The organism is Pseudomonas promysalinigenes, assembly GCF_014269025.2.
GTDB lineage: Bacteria > Pseudomonadota > Gammaproteobacteria > Pseudomonadales > Pseudomonadaceae > Aquipseudomonas > Aquipseudomonas promysalinigenes.
Window position 1 is genome coordinate 512,393 of record NZ_CP077094.1, and the last position, 14,046, is coordinate 526,438.

A 14,046-nucleotide genomic window follows, 5' to 3' on the forward strand; every position below is an offset into this window, starting at 1 on the left:
AGTAGGAAAATGGCCAAGAAGAGCATGAAAAACCGCGAGCTGAAGCGTCAGCTCACGGTAGCCAAGTTCGCTAAGAAGCGTGCTGAGCTGAAAGCGACCATCGTCAACCTGAACGCCTCTCCAGAAGAGCGTTTCGCTGCCGTTGTCGCTCTGCAGAAGCAGCCACGTGATGCCAGCGCTTCGCGTCTGCGCAACCGTTGCCGCCTGACCGGTCGTCCTCACGGTGTATACCGTAAGTTCGGCCTGGGCCGTAACATGCTGCGTCAAGCTGCAATGCGCGGTGACGTACCAGGTCTGGTCAAGGCCTCCTGGTAATCGCTGCAGGTGTAACACCGGCGTAAGGTTGAGCAATCTTCCGACCGTCGGTGATCTCACCAACAAACAAGCCCCCTCGTGGGGCTTGTTTCGTTTCTGCCTTGTGTCTAGAATGACCGGCTCACCCGAGCCTGGGGTCTTTGACCTGCCTGTTTGGGTGGCTGTTATAGCCGCAAGGCTAATATTTCTTGTATCAGGAGCATCTAGCCCATGAGTATGCAGGACCCGTTAGCGGACATGCTAACTCGCATCCGTAATGCCCAGATGGCTGAAAAGTCCGTCGTAAGCATGCCTTCCTCTACCCTGAAGGTCGCGGTTGCCAAAGTTCTGAAGGACGAAGGTTACATCGCTGGCTACCAGGTTACTGGCGAAGCCAAGCCTTCCCTGTCGATCGAACTGAAGTACTTCGAAGGCCGTCCGGTCATCGAAGAACTGAAGCGCTCCAGCCGTCCAGGCCTGCGCCAGTACAAGTCCGTCACTGAGCTGCCGAAAGTACGTGGTGGCCTGGGCGTGTCTATTGTCTCCACCAACAAAGGTGTGATGACTGATCGCGCTGCGCGCGCTGCCGGTGTCGGCGGCGAAGTTCTCTGCACAGTGTTCTAAGGGGGGATAGACATGTCTCGCGTCGCTAAGAACCCCGTTAAGCTGCCATCCGGTGTCGAAGTCAAATTCGCCGGTCAGCAGCTTTCGGTGAAGGGTGCCAAAGGCACTCTCGAACTGAACGTTCACTCGTCTGTTGAAGTTACCGAAGAGTCTGGTGAGCTGCGTTTCGTCGCTCGCAATGGTGACCAGCAAGCTCGTGCCATGGCCGGTACTACCCGCGCTCTGGTGAACAACATGGTCCAAGGCGTAAGCCAAGGCTTCGAGCGCAAGCTCCAGCTGGTCGGTGTTGGTTACAAGGCACAGGCCAAAGGCACCGTCCTGAACCTGGCCCTGGGCTTCTCTCACCCAGTGGACTACGAACTGCCAGCCGGTATCACCGCTGAAACTCCTAGCCAGACCGACATCCTGATCAAGGGTATCGACAAGCAGCTGGTAGGTCAGGTGGCCGCTGAAATCCGCGGGTTCCGTCCGCCAGAGCCTTACAAAGGCAAAGGTGTGCGTTACGCGGACGAAGTAGTCCGTCGTAAAGAAGCCAAGAAGAAGTAGGGCCTAGCAAATGACCGACAAAAAAGTTATCCGACTGCGTCGCGCTCGCAAAGCACGCCTCAAGATGCACGAACTCGAAGTCGTGCGCCTGTGCGTGTTCCGCTCCTCGCAGCACATCTACGCCCAGGTCATTTCGGCCGACGGCAGCAAGGTTCTGGCAAGCGCCTCGACCTTGGACAAAGACCTGCGTGATGGCGCCACTGGCAACATCGACGCGGCCACTAAGGTTGGCAAGCTGGTAGCTGAGCGCGCGAAAGCCGCCGGTGTATCTCAAGTTGCCTTTGACCGTTCCGGCTTCAAGTACCATGGCCGCGTCAAAGCGCTGGCTGATGCTGCTCGTGAAGGCGGGCTGGAGTTCTAAGTTATGGCAAATAACGATCAAAAGCGCGACGAAGGCTACATCGAGAAGCTGGTTCAAGTTAACCGCGTAGCAAAAACCGTTAAAGGCGGCCGCATCTTCACCTTCACCGCACTGACCGTGGTTGGTGATGGCAAGGGTCGTGTAGGTTTTGGCCGTGGTAAATCGCGCGAAGTTCCTGCTGCAATCCAGAAAGCCATGGAAGCTGCTCGTCGCAACATGATTCAGGTTGACCTGAAGGGCACCACTCTGCAGTACGCCACCAAGGCCGCCCACGGCGCCTCGAAGGTTTACATGCAGCCTGCCTCGGAAGGTACCGGTATCATCGCCGGCGGCGCAATGCGTGCCGTCCTGGAAGTTGCTGGCGTTCAGAACGTCCTGGCCAAGTGCTACGGTTCGACCAACCCAGTGAACGTGGTTTATGCCACCTTCAAGGGTCTGAAAGCCATGCAATCTCCTGAGTCCATTGCTGCCAAGCGCGGCAAGAGCGTTGAGGAGATCTTCTAATCATGGCAACCGTAAAAGTTACGCTGATCAAGAGCGTCTCGGGCCGCCTGCCTAACCACAAACTGTGCGTTAAAGGTCTGGGTCTGCGTCGCATCGGTCACACTGTAGAAGTCCAAGATACTCCCGAAAACCGCGGGATGATCAACAAGGCTTACTACATGCTGAAGGTCGAGGGTTAATCGATGAAACTCAATGATCTGAGTCCAGCGCCGGGTTCCCGTCGCGAGAAGCATCGTCCAGGTCGTGGTATCGGTAGCGGTCTGGGTAAGACTGGCGGCCGCGGCCACAAAGGTCAGACCTCCCGTTCCGGTGGTTCGATCGCTCCTGGCTTCGAAGGCGGTCAACAGCCGCTGCACCGTCGTCTGCCGAAGTTCGGCTTCGTTTCCCTGAAAGCCATGGACCGCGCTGAAGTGCGTCTGTCCGAGCTGGCTAAAGTGGAAGGCGACGTGGTATCCGTGCAATCCCTGAAGGATGCCAACGTGATCGGCCAGAACGTACAGCGTGTGAAAATCATGCTGTCTGGCGAAGTCACTCGCGCAGTCACCATCAAGGGCATCGCAGCCACCAAGGGTGCGCGTGCGGCTATCGAAGCAGCTGGCGGCAAGTTCGAGGAATAAATGGCTAAGCAAGGTGCTCTCTCTTCGCTCGGTAAGGGCGGGATGTCGGAACTCTGGGCTCGTCTGCGCTTTCTGTTCATGGCGATCATCGTCTATCGGATAGGTGCGCATATCCCGGTTCCAGGCATCAATCCAGACCGTCTGGCGGATCTGTTTCGGCAGAATGAGGGGACCATTCTTAGCTTGTTCAACATGTTTTCCGGTGGCGCGCTCGAACGCATGAGCATCTTTGCATTGGGGATCATGCCGTACATTTCGGCATCGATCATCATGCAGCTGATGACTGCGGTCAGCCCGCAACTGGAGCAGTTGAAGAAGGAAGGTGAAGCTGGCCGTCGCAAGATCAGCCAGTACACCCGCTACGGCACCGTTATCCTGGCATTGGTTCAAGCCATTGGCATGTCCATTGGCTTGGCCAACCAGGGCGTGGCGTTTTCTGCAGGGCTCGGCTTCTATGTCGTTGCCGTCTCCACTTTCGTGGCGGGCGCAATGTTCATGATGTGGCTGGGCGAGCAGATCACCGAGCGCGGTGTGGGCAACGGTATCTCGATGTTGATCTTCGCGGGTATCGTTGCCGGTCTTCCGAGAGCAATCGGGCAGTCTTTCGAGTCTGCGCGCACAGGCGATATCAACATTTTCGCCCTGGTCGCTATCGGTTTGCTTGCAGTAGCGATCATCGGTTTCGTGGTGTTCATTGAGCGTGGTCAGCGTCGTATCGCCGTTCACTACGCCAAGCGTCAGCAGGGCCGCAAGGTCTTCGCCGCGCAGACCAGCCACTTGCCGTTGAAAGTGAATATGGCGGGGGTCATCCCGGCCATCTTCGCGAGCAGCATTTTGCTGTTCCCGGCTTCGCTGGGTGCCTGGTTCGGTCAGTCCGAAGGTATGGGCTGGCTGCAGGACGTCTCGCAGTCGATCGCTCCTGGTCAGCCGTTGAACATTCTGCTGTTTAGTGCAGGGATCATTTTCTTCTGCTTCTTCTATACAGCGCTGATGTTCAACCCGAAAGACGTAGCGGAAAACCTGAAGAAGTCCGGTGCCTTTATTCCGGGTATCCGTCCTGGTGAACAGTCTGCGCGCTACATTGATGGCGTTCTGACTCGTCTGACCATGTTCGGTGCTCTTTACATGATGGCCGTCTGCCTTCTGCCCCAGTTCCTGGTGGTGGCAGCAAATGTGCCGTTCTACCTTGGCGGGACCTCGTTGCTGATTGTGGTAGTGGTTGTGATGGACTTCATGTCCCAAGTACAATCGCACCTCGTTTCGCACCAGTACGAATCCCTGATGAAGAAAGCCAACCTGAAAGGCTACGGTGGCAGCGGTCTGCTGCGCTGATAGGCCCCTAAGGTTCGAGGAGTCGGTAATGAAAGTTCGTGCATCGGTGAAAAAGCTGTGCCGTAACTGCAAGATCATCCGTCGCGAAGGCGTCGTACGAGTGATCTGCAGCGCGGAACCGCGTCACAAACAGCGCCAAGGCTGAGTGTGATCTGCGCTTCAAACCCAGCAGCTAGTGTGCTGCTGGGTTGATTATTCGTTTCTACAGCGATATTATCTCGCGCCCTATTTCTTGGCTTCCGGGGCGTAGGTAGCTGTCAATTGGAGTCCCACTGAATGGCCCGTATTGCAGGCGTCAACATTCCAGATAACAAGCATACTGTTATCTCGCTGACCTACATCTATGGTGTCGGTCGCACAACTGCACAGAAGATTTGTGCAGACGCTGGTGTAAACCCAGCCGCAAAGATCAAGGATCTGAGCGACGAGCAAATCGAAACCCTGCGTGGCGAAGTCGCTAAGTTCACCACCGAAGGTGACCTGCGTCGTGACGTCAACATGAAGATCAAGCGCTTGATGGACCTGGGTTGCTACCGCGGCCTGCGTCATCGTAAAGGTCTGCCGGTTCGCGGTCAGCGCACCAAGACCAACGCACGCACCCGTAAGGGCCCGCGTAAGCCGATCCGCAAGTAATCGCCCAGGAATATAGACATGGCAAAACCTGCTGCTCGTCCTCGTAAAAAAGTCAAAAAGACAGTGGTTGATGGCATCGCCCACATCCACGCCTCTTTTAACAACACCATCGTGACCATCACCGACCGTCAGGGCAATGCATTGTCCTGGGCTACTTCCGGTGGTTCGGGTTTCCGTGGTTCGCGCAAATCCACCCCGTTCGCAGCTCAGATCGCTGCTGAGCGTGCTGGTCAAGCTGCGCTGGAATATGGTCTGAAAAACCTCGACGTAAACGTCAAGGGTCCAGGTCCAGGTCGTGAATCCGCCGTTCGTGCACTGAACAGCTGCGGCTACAAGATCGCCAGCATCACCGACGTGACGCCAATCCCGCACAACGGGTGCCGTCCGCCGAAGAAGCGTCGCGTGTAATCAGGAGACAGAAGAATGGCACGTTACATTGGTCCAAAATGCAAACTGTCTCGTCGTGAAGGCACCGACCTGTTCCTGAAGAGCGGCGTTCGCGCTCTGGAATCGAAGTGCAACATCGAAGCAGCCCCAGGTATCCACGGCCAGCGCCGTGGCCGTCAGTCCGACTACGGTACCCAGCTGCGCGAGAAACAAAAAGTTCGTCGTATCTATGGTGTTCTGGAGCGTCAGTTCCGCGGTTACTACCAAGCTGCTGCCTCGAAAAAAGGCGCAACCGGTGAGAACCTGCTGCAACTGCTCGAGTGCCGTCTGGATAACGTCGTTTACCGTATGGGCTTCGGCTCGACTCGTTCCGAGTCGCGTCAGCTGGTTTCGCACAAAGCGATCAGCGTCAACGGTAAGACTGTAAACATTCCATCCTACCAAGTTCGTCCGGGTGACGTGGTCGCGGTTCGCGAGAAGTCGTCGAACCAGCTGCGCATTGTTCAAGCCCTTGAACTGTGCGCCCAGCGTGGCCGAGTTGAGTGGGTAGACGTAGATTCCGCTAAAAAGTCGGGCGTTTTCAAGAACGTTCCAGCTCGTGGCGATCTGTCTGCCGACATCAACGAAAACCTGATTGTCGAGCTCTACTCCAAGTAAGGGCTAGAAAATAGGTGCATCCATGCAGATTTCGGTAAATGAGTTCCTGACTCCCCGCCACATTGATGTGCAGGTAGTCAGTCCGACCCGCGCCAAGATTACGCTCGAGCCTCTCGAGCGTGGTTTCGGCCATACCCTGGGCAACGCGCTGCGCCGCATCCTGTTGTCCTCCATGCCTGGCTGTGCAGTAGTCGAGGCCGAGATTGATGGTGTACTCCATGAGTACTCCGCGATCGAAGGTGTTCAGGAAGACGTAATTGAAATCCTGTTGAACCTGAAAGGCCTGGCTATCAAACTGCACGGTCGTGACGAAGTTACGCTGACCTTGTCGAAAAAGGGTTCGGGGGTGGTTACCGCTGCCGATATTCAGCTGGATCACGATGTCGAGATCGTCAACCCCGATCACGTAATCGCGAACCTGGCGTCCAACGGCGCCCTGAACATGAAGCTCACCGTAGCTCGTGGTCGCGGTTACGAGCCGGCTGACTCCCGTCAAACCGACGAAGACGAAAGCCGTAGCATTGGCCGTCTGCAGCTGGACGCTTCGTTCAGCCCGGTGCGTCGTATCGCCTATGTGGTCGAGAACGCCCGTGTTGAACAGCGTACCAACCTGGACAAGCTGGTCATTGATCTGGAAACCAACGGCACCCTGGATCCTGAAGAGGCTATCCGTCGCGCTGCGACCATCCTGCAACAGCAGTTGGCCGCGTTCGTCGACCTCAAAGGTGACAGCGAGCCTGTCGTAGTCGAGCAGGAAGACGAGATCGATCCGATCCTGCTGCGTCCGGTTGACGACCTGGAACTGACTGTACGTTCGGCCAACTGCCTCAAGGCGGAGAACATCTACTACATCGGCGACCTGATTCAGCGTACCGAAGTAGAGCTGTTGAAAACTCCTAACCTTGGCAAGAAGTCCCTGACTGAAATCAAGGACGTCCTGGCCTCTCGTGGTCTGTCTCTCGGCATGCGCCTCGACAACTGGCCGCCTGCAAGTCTTAAGAAAGACGACAAGGCGACCGCCTGATCGTCGTAATCACCGAACGTAGTGTTTGGTAAGGAATGAATCATGCGTCATCGTAAAAGTGGACGTCACCTGAGCCGTACCAGCTCTCACCGCAAGGCTATGTTCCAGAACATGGCAGTGTCGTTGATCGAGCACGAGCTGATCAAAACCACCCTGCCGAAAGCCAAGGAACTGCGCCGCGTTGCCGAGCCGCTGATCACCCTGGCCAAGGAAGACAGCGTTGCTAACCGTCGTCTGGCCTTCGATCGTACCCGTTCGAAGACTGCCGTTGGCAAACTGTTCAACGACCTGGGCAAGCGTTACGCCACTCGTCAGGGCGGCTACCTGCGCATCCTGAAGTGCGGTTTCCGCGCTGGCGACAACGCGCCTATGGCGTACGTCGAGCTGGTTGATCGTCCGGTCGGCGGTGCTGTAGAAGCTGCTGAGTAAGACGTTCTGTCTGCTACAAAGAACCGGGCCTAGTGCCCGGTTTTTTGTGTGTTAATAAATTGTTTATTTCTATCGGTGCGAGTCGTTTAATAAATTTGTTTGGGCATTACCGTTCGTCGATACTCCTTTTCAAGCCGATCAGCCGGCACTCGAATACCGATAAGGAGAGCCCATGAGCACGATTCTCACCACCGCCAGCGGTGCACCTGTAGCCGATAACCAGAACTCGCGTTCCGCCGGCCCTCGTGGCCCGCTGTTGCTCGATGATTTTCACCTGATCGAAAAGCTCGCGCATTTCAATCGCGAAAACATCCCAGAGCGCCGCGTACACGCCAAAGGCTCCGGTGCCTATGGCACCTTCACCGTCACCCGCGATATCACTTCATACACCAGTGCCAAGCTGTTTGAGCACGTCGGCAAACAAACCGAAACGTTCTTGCGGTTTTCCACTGTCGGCGGCGAACGTGGCTCTGCAGACACTGAGCGTGACCCACGTGGCTTTGCGGTCAAGTTTTACACCGAGGAAGGCAACTGGGACATCGTCGGCAATAACACGCCTGTGTTCTTCATTCGCGACCCGCTGAAATTCCCAGACTTCATCCACACCCAAAAGCGTCACCCGCAAACCAATCTGAAGAACGCGCAGATGATGTGGGACTTCTGGTCGCATTCGCCTGAGGCGTTGCACCAGGTCACCATTCTGTTCTCCGATCGGGGTATCCCAGACGGTTATCGGCACATGCATGGGTTCGGTAGCCACACCTACAGCCTGGTCAATGCCCAAGGGCAACGCACCTGGGTGAAGTGGCACTTCAAGACCCAGCAAGGTATCAAGAACTTGGCGCCGGCTGAGGCGGCCCGTCTGGCTGGCACCGATCCCGACTACGCTCAGCGCGACCTGTTCGAAGCCATCGAGCGTGGCGATTACCCGCGTTGGACCGTGTGCATCCAGGTAATGAGCGAAGCTGAGGCCGCCAACCGCCATGAGAACCCGTTCGATGTGACTAAAACCTGGTCCCAGAAGGAGTACCCATTGATCGAAGTGGGTGTGCTGGAGCTCAACCGTAACCCGCTCAACTATTTCGCCGAAGTCGAGCAGGCGACGTTCGGCCCGAGCAATATGGTGCCCGGGGTCGGGTTGTCGCCAGACCGCATGCTGCAGGGCCGTGTGTTCGCATATGCCGATGCCCATCGCTACCGTGTAGGCACCAATCATCAGCAACTGCCGGTCAATGCGCCACGTAGCCCAGTCCACAGCTATCAGCGTGATGGATCCATGGCCACCGGTAGCTACGGCAGCGCGCCCAACTACGAGCCTAACAGCTATGCCGATGCACCCAAGCAATCACCGCGTCATGGGGAACCTGCATTGGCGCTTAGCGGCGCCGCAGACCGCCACGATCATCGTGCGGACAGCGATTACTTCAGCCACGCAGGCGCCTTGTTCCGTTTGATGAGCGATGAGCAGAAGGCGCTTTTGATCAACAACATCGCCGGAACCATGGCTGGCGTGAGTGAGGATGTGATCCAGCGTCAGTTGCAGTACTTCTTCAAGGCAGACCCCGCCTACGGCGAAGGCATTGCCAAAGCGTTGGGCATGAATCTCGCCTGAGTCGAAGTGATAAACAGAACCGCCCTCATTTGGGCGGTTTTTCAATGAATATCACTACTGTTTAACCGATTTATTGCGCCTGATTGCGCATTTTTCAGTGACCACAGTCGAAAGCTGGTTCACACTATATGCATCAAACCGTTTTCACAGGGAGAAGCAGGGCGATGCAAGGTCACCCGGACGTTATCAACTACCTCGTCACGTTGCTCAAGGGTGAACTGGCCGCACGCGACCAGTACTTCATCCACTCGCGCATGTACGAAGACTGGGGCTTGTCCAAGCTCTATGAGCGCATCAACCACGAGATGGAAGAAGAAGCCCAGCACGCCGATGCGTTGATGCGTCGTATCCTCATGCTAGAAGGCACGCCTGACATGCGCGCGGACGACCTGGAAGTGGGGAGCACCGTGCCAGAGATGATCGAGGCCGACCTCAAGCTCGAGTACAAGGTGCGTGGCGCACTGTGCAAAGGTATCGAGCTGTGTGAGCTGCACAAGGACTACGTCAGCCGTGACATCCTGCGTGCGCAACTGGCCGACACCGAAGAAGATCACACCTATTGGCTGGAGAAGCAGCAAGGTCTGATCAAGGCTATTGGCCTGCAGAATTACTTGCAGTCGCAAATGTAAAACAGGGGGCGCTAATGCGCCCCCTTGTTGTTTCAAGCCCGATCACGCTCCAGCAGCGGTTTGAGGTAGTGCCCGGTGTAGGATTGCTTCATCTTGCTCAGCTCCTCTGGGGTGCCGCAGGCGATGATCTGCCCACCCTTGGATCCGCCCTCCGGGCCCAGGTCTACAAGCCAGTCAGCCGTTTTGATCACATCCAGGTTGTGCTCGATCACCACTACGGTGTTGCCGTGATCACGTAGTCGATGCAGCACATCCAGCAGTTGTTGAATATCGGCAAAGTGCAGGCCGGTGGTCGGCTCGTCCAGGATGTACAGGGTTTTGCCGGTATCGCGCTTGGACAGCTCACGCGACAGCTTCACGCGCTGCGCCTCACCACCGGACAAGGTGGTTGCCGACTGCCCCAGCTTGATATACGACAATCCCACGTCCATCAGCGTCTGAAGCTTGCGCGCCAGCGCCGGTACCGCATCGAAGAACTCGCGGGCATCCTCGATGGTCATTTCCAGCACCTCGTGGATGTTCTTGCCTTTGTACTTGATTTCCAGGGTCTCGCGGTTATAGCGCTTGCTTTTGCACACGTCACAGGGCACATAGATGTCCGGCAGAAAATGCATTTCCACCTTGATCAGGCCATCGCCCTGGCACGCCTCGCAGCGGCCGCCCTTGACGTTGAACGAGAAACGCCCAGGCCCGTAGCCCCGTGAACGCGACTCTGGCACGCCGGAAAAAAGCTCACGGATCGGCGTAAAGATGCCGGTATAGGTGGCCGGATTGGAGCGCGGTGTACGGCCGATCGGGCTCTGGTCGATGTCCACAACCTTGTCCAGGTGCTGCAAGCCGTCCATGCTGCTGTGCGGCGCGGCTTCCAGGCTGCTCGCGCCGTTCAGGGCAGTGGCTGCCAGGGGGAACAGGGTGTTGTTGATCAGGGTCGATTTGCCCGAGCCCGATACGCCGGTCACGCAAGTCAGCAGGCCGATCGGCACTTCCAGGTCAACGTTCTGCAGGTTGTTGCCACGCGCGCCTTTGAGTTTAAGCTGCAGCTTCTTGTTGCGCGGTGTACGTTTGGCCGGCACGACGATCTTCTTGCGCCCGGACAGGTACTTGCCGGTCAGTGAGTCAGGGTGCTCCATGACTTCCTGCGGCGTGCCCTCGGCAACGATCTGGCCGCCATGTACTCCGGCACCTGGGCCGATATCGACGACATAATCGGCCAGGCGAATGGCGTCTTCGTCGTGTTCTACCACAATCACCGTGTTACCCAGGTCGCGCAGGTGGTTGAGGGTGGCCAGCAGTCGGTCGTTGTCACGTTGATGAAGACCGATGGACGGCTCATCGAGAATGTACATGACCCCGACCAGGCCCGCACCGATCTGGCTGGCCAGGCGGATGCGCTGCGCCTCGCCACCGGAGAGGGTGTCTGCGCTGCGGTCCAGGGTCAGGTAATCGAGGCCGACGTTGACCAAAAACTGTAGGCGCTCGCAGATTTCCTTGAGGATTTTCGTCGCGATTTCGCCGCGCCGGCCAGTCAGGGTCAATTCACCGAAATAGCTGCTGGCTTCGCCGATCGGCAGGTTGGTCACCGCCGGCAGGGTTTTTTCACCAACCCATACGTGGCGCGCTTCGCGACGCAGCCGCGTGCCGCGGCAGTCCGGGCAGGGCTGAGTGCCGAGGAACTTGGCCAGCTCTTCACGTACCGTGGCCGATTCAGTCTCGCGGTAACGGCGCTCTAGGTTCGGCACGATGCCTTCGAACGGGTGCGAACGTTTGACGATATCGCCGCGGTCGTTGAGGTATTTGAAATCGACGCTGTGCTTGCCGCTACCCTGCAGAATCACCTTCTGATGCTCTGCCGACAATTCGCCGAACGGCTCCTCCAAGCTGAAGCCGTAATGCGCGGCCAGTGAGCCGAGCATCTGGAAATAGTACACATTGCGCCGGTCCCAGCCGCGTATGGCACCTTCAGCCAGGGTCAGCTCGCTGTTGACTAGGCGCTTGGTGTCGAAGAACTGCTTCACGCCCAGGCCGTCGCAGGTCGGGCAGGCGCCGGCGGGGTTGTTGAACGAGAACAGCTTCGGTTCCAGTTCGCTGATGGAATGGCCGCAGATGGGGCAGGCGAAGCGTGCGGAGAAGATCGTTTCTTCGCCAGCTTCGTCATCCATCGGGGCCACCAGCGCAATGCCATCGGCCAGCTTGAGGGCGGTTTCGAACGACTCGGCCAAACGCTGTTGCAGATCGGTGCGTACCTTGAAACGGTCCACGACAACATCGATGCTGTGCTTTTTCTGCTTGTCCAGCTTGGGCAGTTCATCCAGCTCATAGAGCTTGCCGTTGACCCGTGCACGGACGAAGCCCTGAGCGCGCATCTCGTCGAACACCGCCAGGTGCTCACCCTTGCGCTCACGTATCACCGGAGCCAGCAACATCAGCTTGCTGCCCTCCGGGCGCTCCAACACCAGGTCGACCATCTGGCTGACCGTTTGCGCTTCCAACGGAATATCGTGGTCCGGGCAGCGTGGCGTACCAACGCGGGCATATAGCAGGCGCAGGTAATCGTAGATTTCGGTGATGGTGCCTACGGTCGAGCGCGGGTTGTGCGAAGTCGACTTCTGCTCGATGGAAATGGCCGGCGACAGGCCTTCGATGGTGTCGACGTCGGGTTTCTCCATCATCGACAGGAACTGCCGGGCATAAGCCGACAGCGACTCCACATAGCGGCGCTGGCCTTCGGCGTAGAGCGTGTCGAACGCCAGTGAAGACTTGCCGGAGCCAGACAGGCCAGTGATGACGATCAGCTTGTCCCGCGGCAGCGTCAGGTCGATATTCTTCAGGTTGTGGGTACGTGCCCCACGAATCAGGATCTTGTCCACTGCGGCCTCGCTTGGCGGGCATAAACAAAGAAGTATACGGCGCGCTGCCATTACGCGGCAAAGCGTCGCGTAGATGCCGTTAGCCTGTCGGACTGATAGAATCGCCGCCGGTTCACACGAGGTTTATCCATGCACGATACCCACAACGAGCGCATGAGCAGCAGCGAAACCCGCGCTGCAGGCGGCCTGGCTCTGGTCTTTGCCTTTCGTATGCTGGGCATGTTCATGGTCCTGCCGGTGCTGGCCACCTATGGCATGGACCTGGCCGGCGCCACGCCCGCGCTGATTGGTCTGGCCATCGGCGCCTACGGGCTGACTCAGGCGGTGTTACAGATCCCGTTCGGGATGATCTCCGACCGAATCGGCCGCCGCCCGGTGATTTACCTGGGGCTGCTGGTTTTCGCGTTGGGCAGCGTACTGGCGGCCCAGGCTGACTCGATCTGGGGGGTGATCGCCGGGCGAATTCTGCAGGGTGCCGGGGCGATATCGGCCGCGGTCATGGCGCTGTTGTCCGACCTGACCCGCGAGCAGCACCGGACCAAAGCTATGGCCATGATTGGTATGAGCATCGGCCTGTCGTTCGCTGTGGCTATGGTAGTCGGGCCTTTGTTGACAAGTGCCTTTGGTTTGTCAGGCTTGTTCCTGGCCACTGCAGGACTCGCCCTGGTCGGTGTCCTGCTGATCGCCTTCGTCGTGCCCAACACCCACAGCATCCTGCAGCACCGTGAGTCCGGGGTGGCCCGCCAGGCTCTCGGTCCAACCCTGCGTCATCCGGACCTTCTGCGCCTGGACGTGAGTATCTTTATCCTCCATGCCATTCTCATGGCCAGCTTCGTCGCCTTGCCGCTGGCGTTCGTCGAGCGCGGTGGTCTGCCCAAAGAGCAGCACTGGTGGGTGTACCTGACCGCGCTGTTCGTCTCATTTTTTGCAATGGTCCCGTTCATCATCTACGGCGAAAAAAAGCGCAAGATGAAGCGTGTGTTGGCGGGTGCGGTCAGTGTCCTGCTGCTGACAGAGGTATTCTTCTGGCAGTGGGCTGACGGTTTGCGCGGACTGGTGATTGGCACCGTGGTATTCTTTACCGCATTCAACCTGCTGGAGGCTTCATTGCCCTCGCTGGTGAGCAAGGTGTCGCCTGCTGGCGGCAAGGGAACGGCGATGGGGGTTTATTCCACCAGCCAGTTCCTCGGCGCTGCCCTGGGAGGCATTCTCGGTGGCTGGCTGTTCCAGCACGGCGGGCTGAACATGGTGTTCCTCGGCTGCGCTATCTTGTGTGCCATCTGGTTGGTCGTTGCTTTGAGCATGAACGAGCCACCCTATGTGACCAGCCTGCGCATGCCGTTGACGCCAGAAGCAGTTCAGGAAGCCGGCTTGACCGAGCGCCTGATGGCCGTGCCGGGTGTGACCGACGCCGTGGTGGTGGCAGATGAAGCCGCCATCTATATCAAACTGGATACGAAAATTTTGGACCGTGCGACCCTCGAGCGACTGGTGAATCCAGCCTCTTCGGCGTGCGAAGCCTAGGAGAAC

Annotated in this window: 18 protein-coding genes; 17 read left to right on the forward strand and 1 reads right to left on the reverse strand. The window is 57.8% G+C overall.

Annotated elements, in window-relative coordinates:
- The first annotated feature begins 9 nt into the window (after window positions 1-9).
- The 16 genes from rpsN (at window position 10) to bfr (ending at window position 9,649) form a co-directional block, all read left to right on the forward strand.
- Entirely contained in the window at window positions 10-315 is a 306-nt protein-coding gene (gene rpsN, locus HU725_RS02360; RefSeq protein ID WP_003255472.1) for a 30S ribosomal protein S14, read from the forward strand.
- Window positions 316-525: 210 nt separating this feature from the next.
- Entirely contained in the window at window positions 526-918 is a 393-nt protein-coding gene (gene rpsH / locus HU725_RS02365) for a 30S ribosomal protein S8 (protein WP_019097628.1), read from the forward strand.
- A 12-nt stretch (window positions 919-930) separates the two neighbouring features.
- Complete coding sequence (rplF, locus tag HU725_RS02370; RefSeq protein WP_060478898.1) at window positions 931-1,464, forward strand: 50S ribosomal protein L6; 534 nt, start codon at window positions 931-933, stop codon at window positions 1,462-1,464.
- A gap of 10 nt (window positions 1,465-1,474) precedes the next feature.
- On the forward strand, window positions 1,475-1,825 hold the full coding sequence (rplR, locus tag HU725_RS02375) for a 50S ribosomal protein L18 (RefSeq protein WP_003255467.1): 351 nt from the start codon (window positions 1,475-1,477) through the stop codon (window positions 1,823-1,825).
- 3 nt (window positions 1,826-1,828) lie between these two features.
- Window positions 1,829-2,329, forward strand: a complete 501-nt coding sequence (gene rpsE, locus HU725_RS02380) for a 30S ribosomal protein S5 (RefSeq protein ID WP_003255465.1) — start codon at window positions 1,829-1,831, stop codon at window positions 2,327-2,329.
- Between the two features lie 2 nt (window positions 2,330-2,331).
- Complete coding sequence (rpmD, locus tag HU725_RS02385; protein WP_003255463.1) at window positions 2,332-2,508, forward strand: 50S ribosomal protein L30; 177 nt, start codon at window positions 2,332-2,334, stop codon at window positions 2,506-2,508.
- A gap of 3 nt (window positions 2,509-2,511) precedes the next feature.
- Window positions 2,512-2,946, forward strand: coding sequence for a 50S ribosomal protein L15 (gene rplO / locus HU725_RS02390; RefSeq protein ID WP_023382625.1), 435 nt, complete (start codon window positions 2,512-2,514; stop codon window positions 2,944-2,946).
- Window positions 2,947-4,278 carry a preprotein translocase subunit SecY gene (gene secY / locus HU725_RS02395; protein WP_060478899.1) on the forward strand — a complete coding sequence of 444 codons (1,332 nt, stop codon included), beginning with the start codon at window positions 2,947-2,949 and terminating at the stop codon, window positions 4,276-4,278.
- 28 nt (window positions 4,279-4,306) lie between these two features.
- Entirely contained in the window at window positions 4,307-4,423 is a 117-nt protein-coding gene (rpmJ, locus tag HU725_RS02400; protein ID WP_002555468.1) for a 50S ribosomal protein L36, read from the forward strand.
- 131 nt (window positions 4,424-4,554) lie between these two features.
- A complete protein-coding gene (gene rpsM / locus HU725_RS02405) occupies window positions 4,555-4,911 on the forward strand; it encodes a 30S ribosomal protein S13 (RefSeq protein WP_012316515.1) in 357 nt (118 codons plus the stop codon).
- A gap of 18 nt (window positions 4,912-4,929) precedes the next feature.
- Complete coding sequence (rpsK, locus tag HU725_RS02410) at window positions 4,930-5,319, forward strand: 30S ribosomal protein S11 (protein WP_003255454.1); 390 nt, start codon at window positions 4,930-4,932, stop codon at window positions 5,317-5,319.
- A 15-nt stretch (window positions 5,320-5,334) separates the two neighbouring features.
- Window positions 5,335-5,955: a 30S ribosomal protein S4 gene (gene rpsD, locus HU725_RS02415; RefSeq protein ID WP_012316514.1), complete on the forward strand. Its 621-nt coding sequence runs from the start codon at window positions 5,335-5,337 to the stop codon at window positions 5,953-5,955.
- 22 nt (window positions 5,956-5,977) lie between these two features.
- Window positions 5,978-6,979, forward strand: coding sequence for a DNA-directed RNA polymerase subunit alpha (locus HU725_RS02420; RefSeq protein WP_003255452.1), 1,002 nt, complete (start codon window positions 5,978-5,980; stop codon window positions 6,977-6,979).
- A 42-nt stretch (window positions 6,980-7,021) separates the two neighbouring features.
- A complete protein-coding gene (gene rplQ, locus HU725_RS02425) occupies window positions 7,022-7,408 on the forward strand; it encodes a 50S ribosomal protein L17 (RefSeq protein ID WP_060478900.1) in 387 nt (128 codons plus the stop codon).
- 172 nt (window positions 7,409-7,580) lie between these two features.
- Window positions 7,581-9,020: a catalase gene (locus tag HU725_RS02430; protein ID WP_186478725.1), complete on the forward strand. Its 1,440-nt coding sequence runs from the start codon at window positions 7,581-7,583 to the stop codon at window positions 9,018-9,020.
- 164 nt (window positions 9,021-9,184) lie between these two features.
- On the forward strand, window positions 9,185-9,649 hold the full coding sequence (bfr, locus tag HU725_RS02435; RefSeq protein ID WP_060478902.1) for a bacterioferritin: 465 nt from the start codon (window positions 9,185-9,187) through the stop codon (window positions 9,647-9,649).
- Between the two features lie 32 nt (window positions 9,650-9,681).
- Here the strand turns inward: bfr and uvrA are convergent, their stop codons facing one another.
- Window positions 9,682-12,516 (reverse strand): excinuclease ABC subunit UvrA, encoded by a 2,835-nt coding sequence (gene uvrA / locus HU725_RS02440; protein WP_186478726.1) that lies wholly within the window; start codon window positions 12,514-12,516, stop codon window positions 9,682-9,684.
- A gap of 129 nt (window positions 12,517-12,645) precedes the next feature.
- Between uvrA and HU725_RS02445 the strand changes: the two genes are divergently transcribed.
- The gene (locus tag HU725_RS02445; RefSeq protein WP_060478904.1) at window positions 12,646-14,040 is read left to right on the forward strand and encodes an MFS transporter; all 1,395 of its coding nucleotides are present in this window, start codon (window positions 12,646-12,648) and stop codon (window positions 14,038-14,040) included.
- Window positions 14,041-14,046 lie beyond the last annotated feature (6 nt).

Coding starts and splice junctions, on each gene's coding strand:
- rpmJ (WP_002555468.1), top strand. CDS start 4,307: ATGAAAGTTCGTGCATCGGTGAAAAAGCTGTGCCGTAACTGCAAGATC.
- rplR (WP_003255467.1), top strand. CDS start 1,475: ATGACCGACAAAAAAGTTATCCGACTGCGTCGCGCTCGCAAAGCACGC.
- rpsD (WP_012316514.1), top strand. CDS start 5,335: ATGGCACGTTACATTGGTCCAAAATGCAAACTGTCTCGTCGTGAAGGC.
- rpmD (WP_003255463.1), top strand. CDS start 2,332: ATGGCAACCGTAAAAGTTACGCTGATCAAGAGCGTCTCGGGCCGCCTG.
- secY (WP_060478899.1), top strand. CDS start 2,947: ATGGCTAAGCAAGGTGCTCTCTCTTCGCTCGGTAAGGGCGGGATGTCG.
- rpsK (WP_003255454.1), top strand. CDS start 4,930: ATGGCAAAACCTGCTGCTCGTCCTCGTAAAAAAGTCAAAAAGACAGTG.
- rpsN (WP_003255472.1), top strand. CDS start 10: ATGGCCAAGAAGAGCATGAAAAACCGCGAGCTGAAGCGTCAGCTCACG.
- rpsM (WP_012316515.1), top strand. CDS start 4,555: ATGGCCCGTATTGCAGGCGTCAACATTCCAGATAACAAGCATACTGTT.
- rpsH (WP_019097628.1), top strand. CDS start 526: ATGAGTATGCAGGACCCGTTAGCGGACATGCTAACTCGCATCCGTAAT.
- rplO (WP_023382625.1), top strand. CDS start 2,512: ATGAAACTCAATGATCTGAGTCCAGCGCCGGGTTCCCGTCGCGAGAAG.
- HU725_RS02430 (WP_186478725.1), top strand. CDS start 7,581: ATGAGCACGATTCTCACCACCGCCAGCGGTGCACCTGTAGCCGATAAC.
- HU725_RS02420 (WP_003255452.1), top strand. CDS start 5,978: ATGCAGATTTCGGTAAATGAGTTCCTGACTCCCCGCCACATTGATGTG.
- rplQ (WP_060478900.1), top strand. CDS start 7,022: ATGCGTCATCGTAAAAGTGGACGTCACCTGAGCCGTACCAGCTCTCAC.
- rplF (WP_060478898.1), top strand. CDS start 931: ATGTCTCGCGTCGCTAAGAACCCCGTTAAGCTGCCATCCGGTGTCGAA.
- rpsE (WP_003255465.1), top strand. CDS start 1,829: ATGGCAAATAACGATCAAAAGCGCGACGAAGGCTACATCGAGAAGCTG.
- HU725_RS02445 (WP_060478904.1), top strand. CDS start 12,646: ATGCACGATACCCACAACGAGCGCATGAGCAGCAGCGAAACCCGCGCT.
- bfr (WP_060478902.1), top strand. CDS start 9,185: ATGCAAGGTCACCCGGACGTTATCAACTACCTCGTCACGTTGCTCAAG.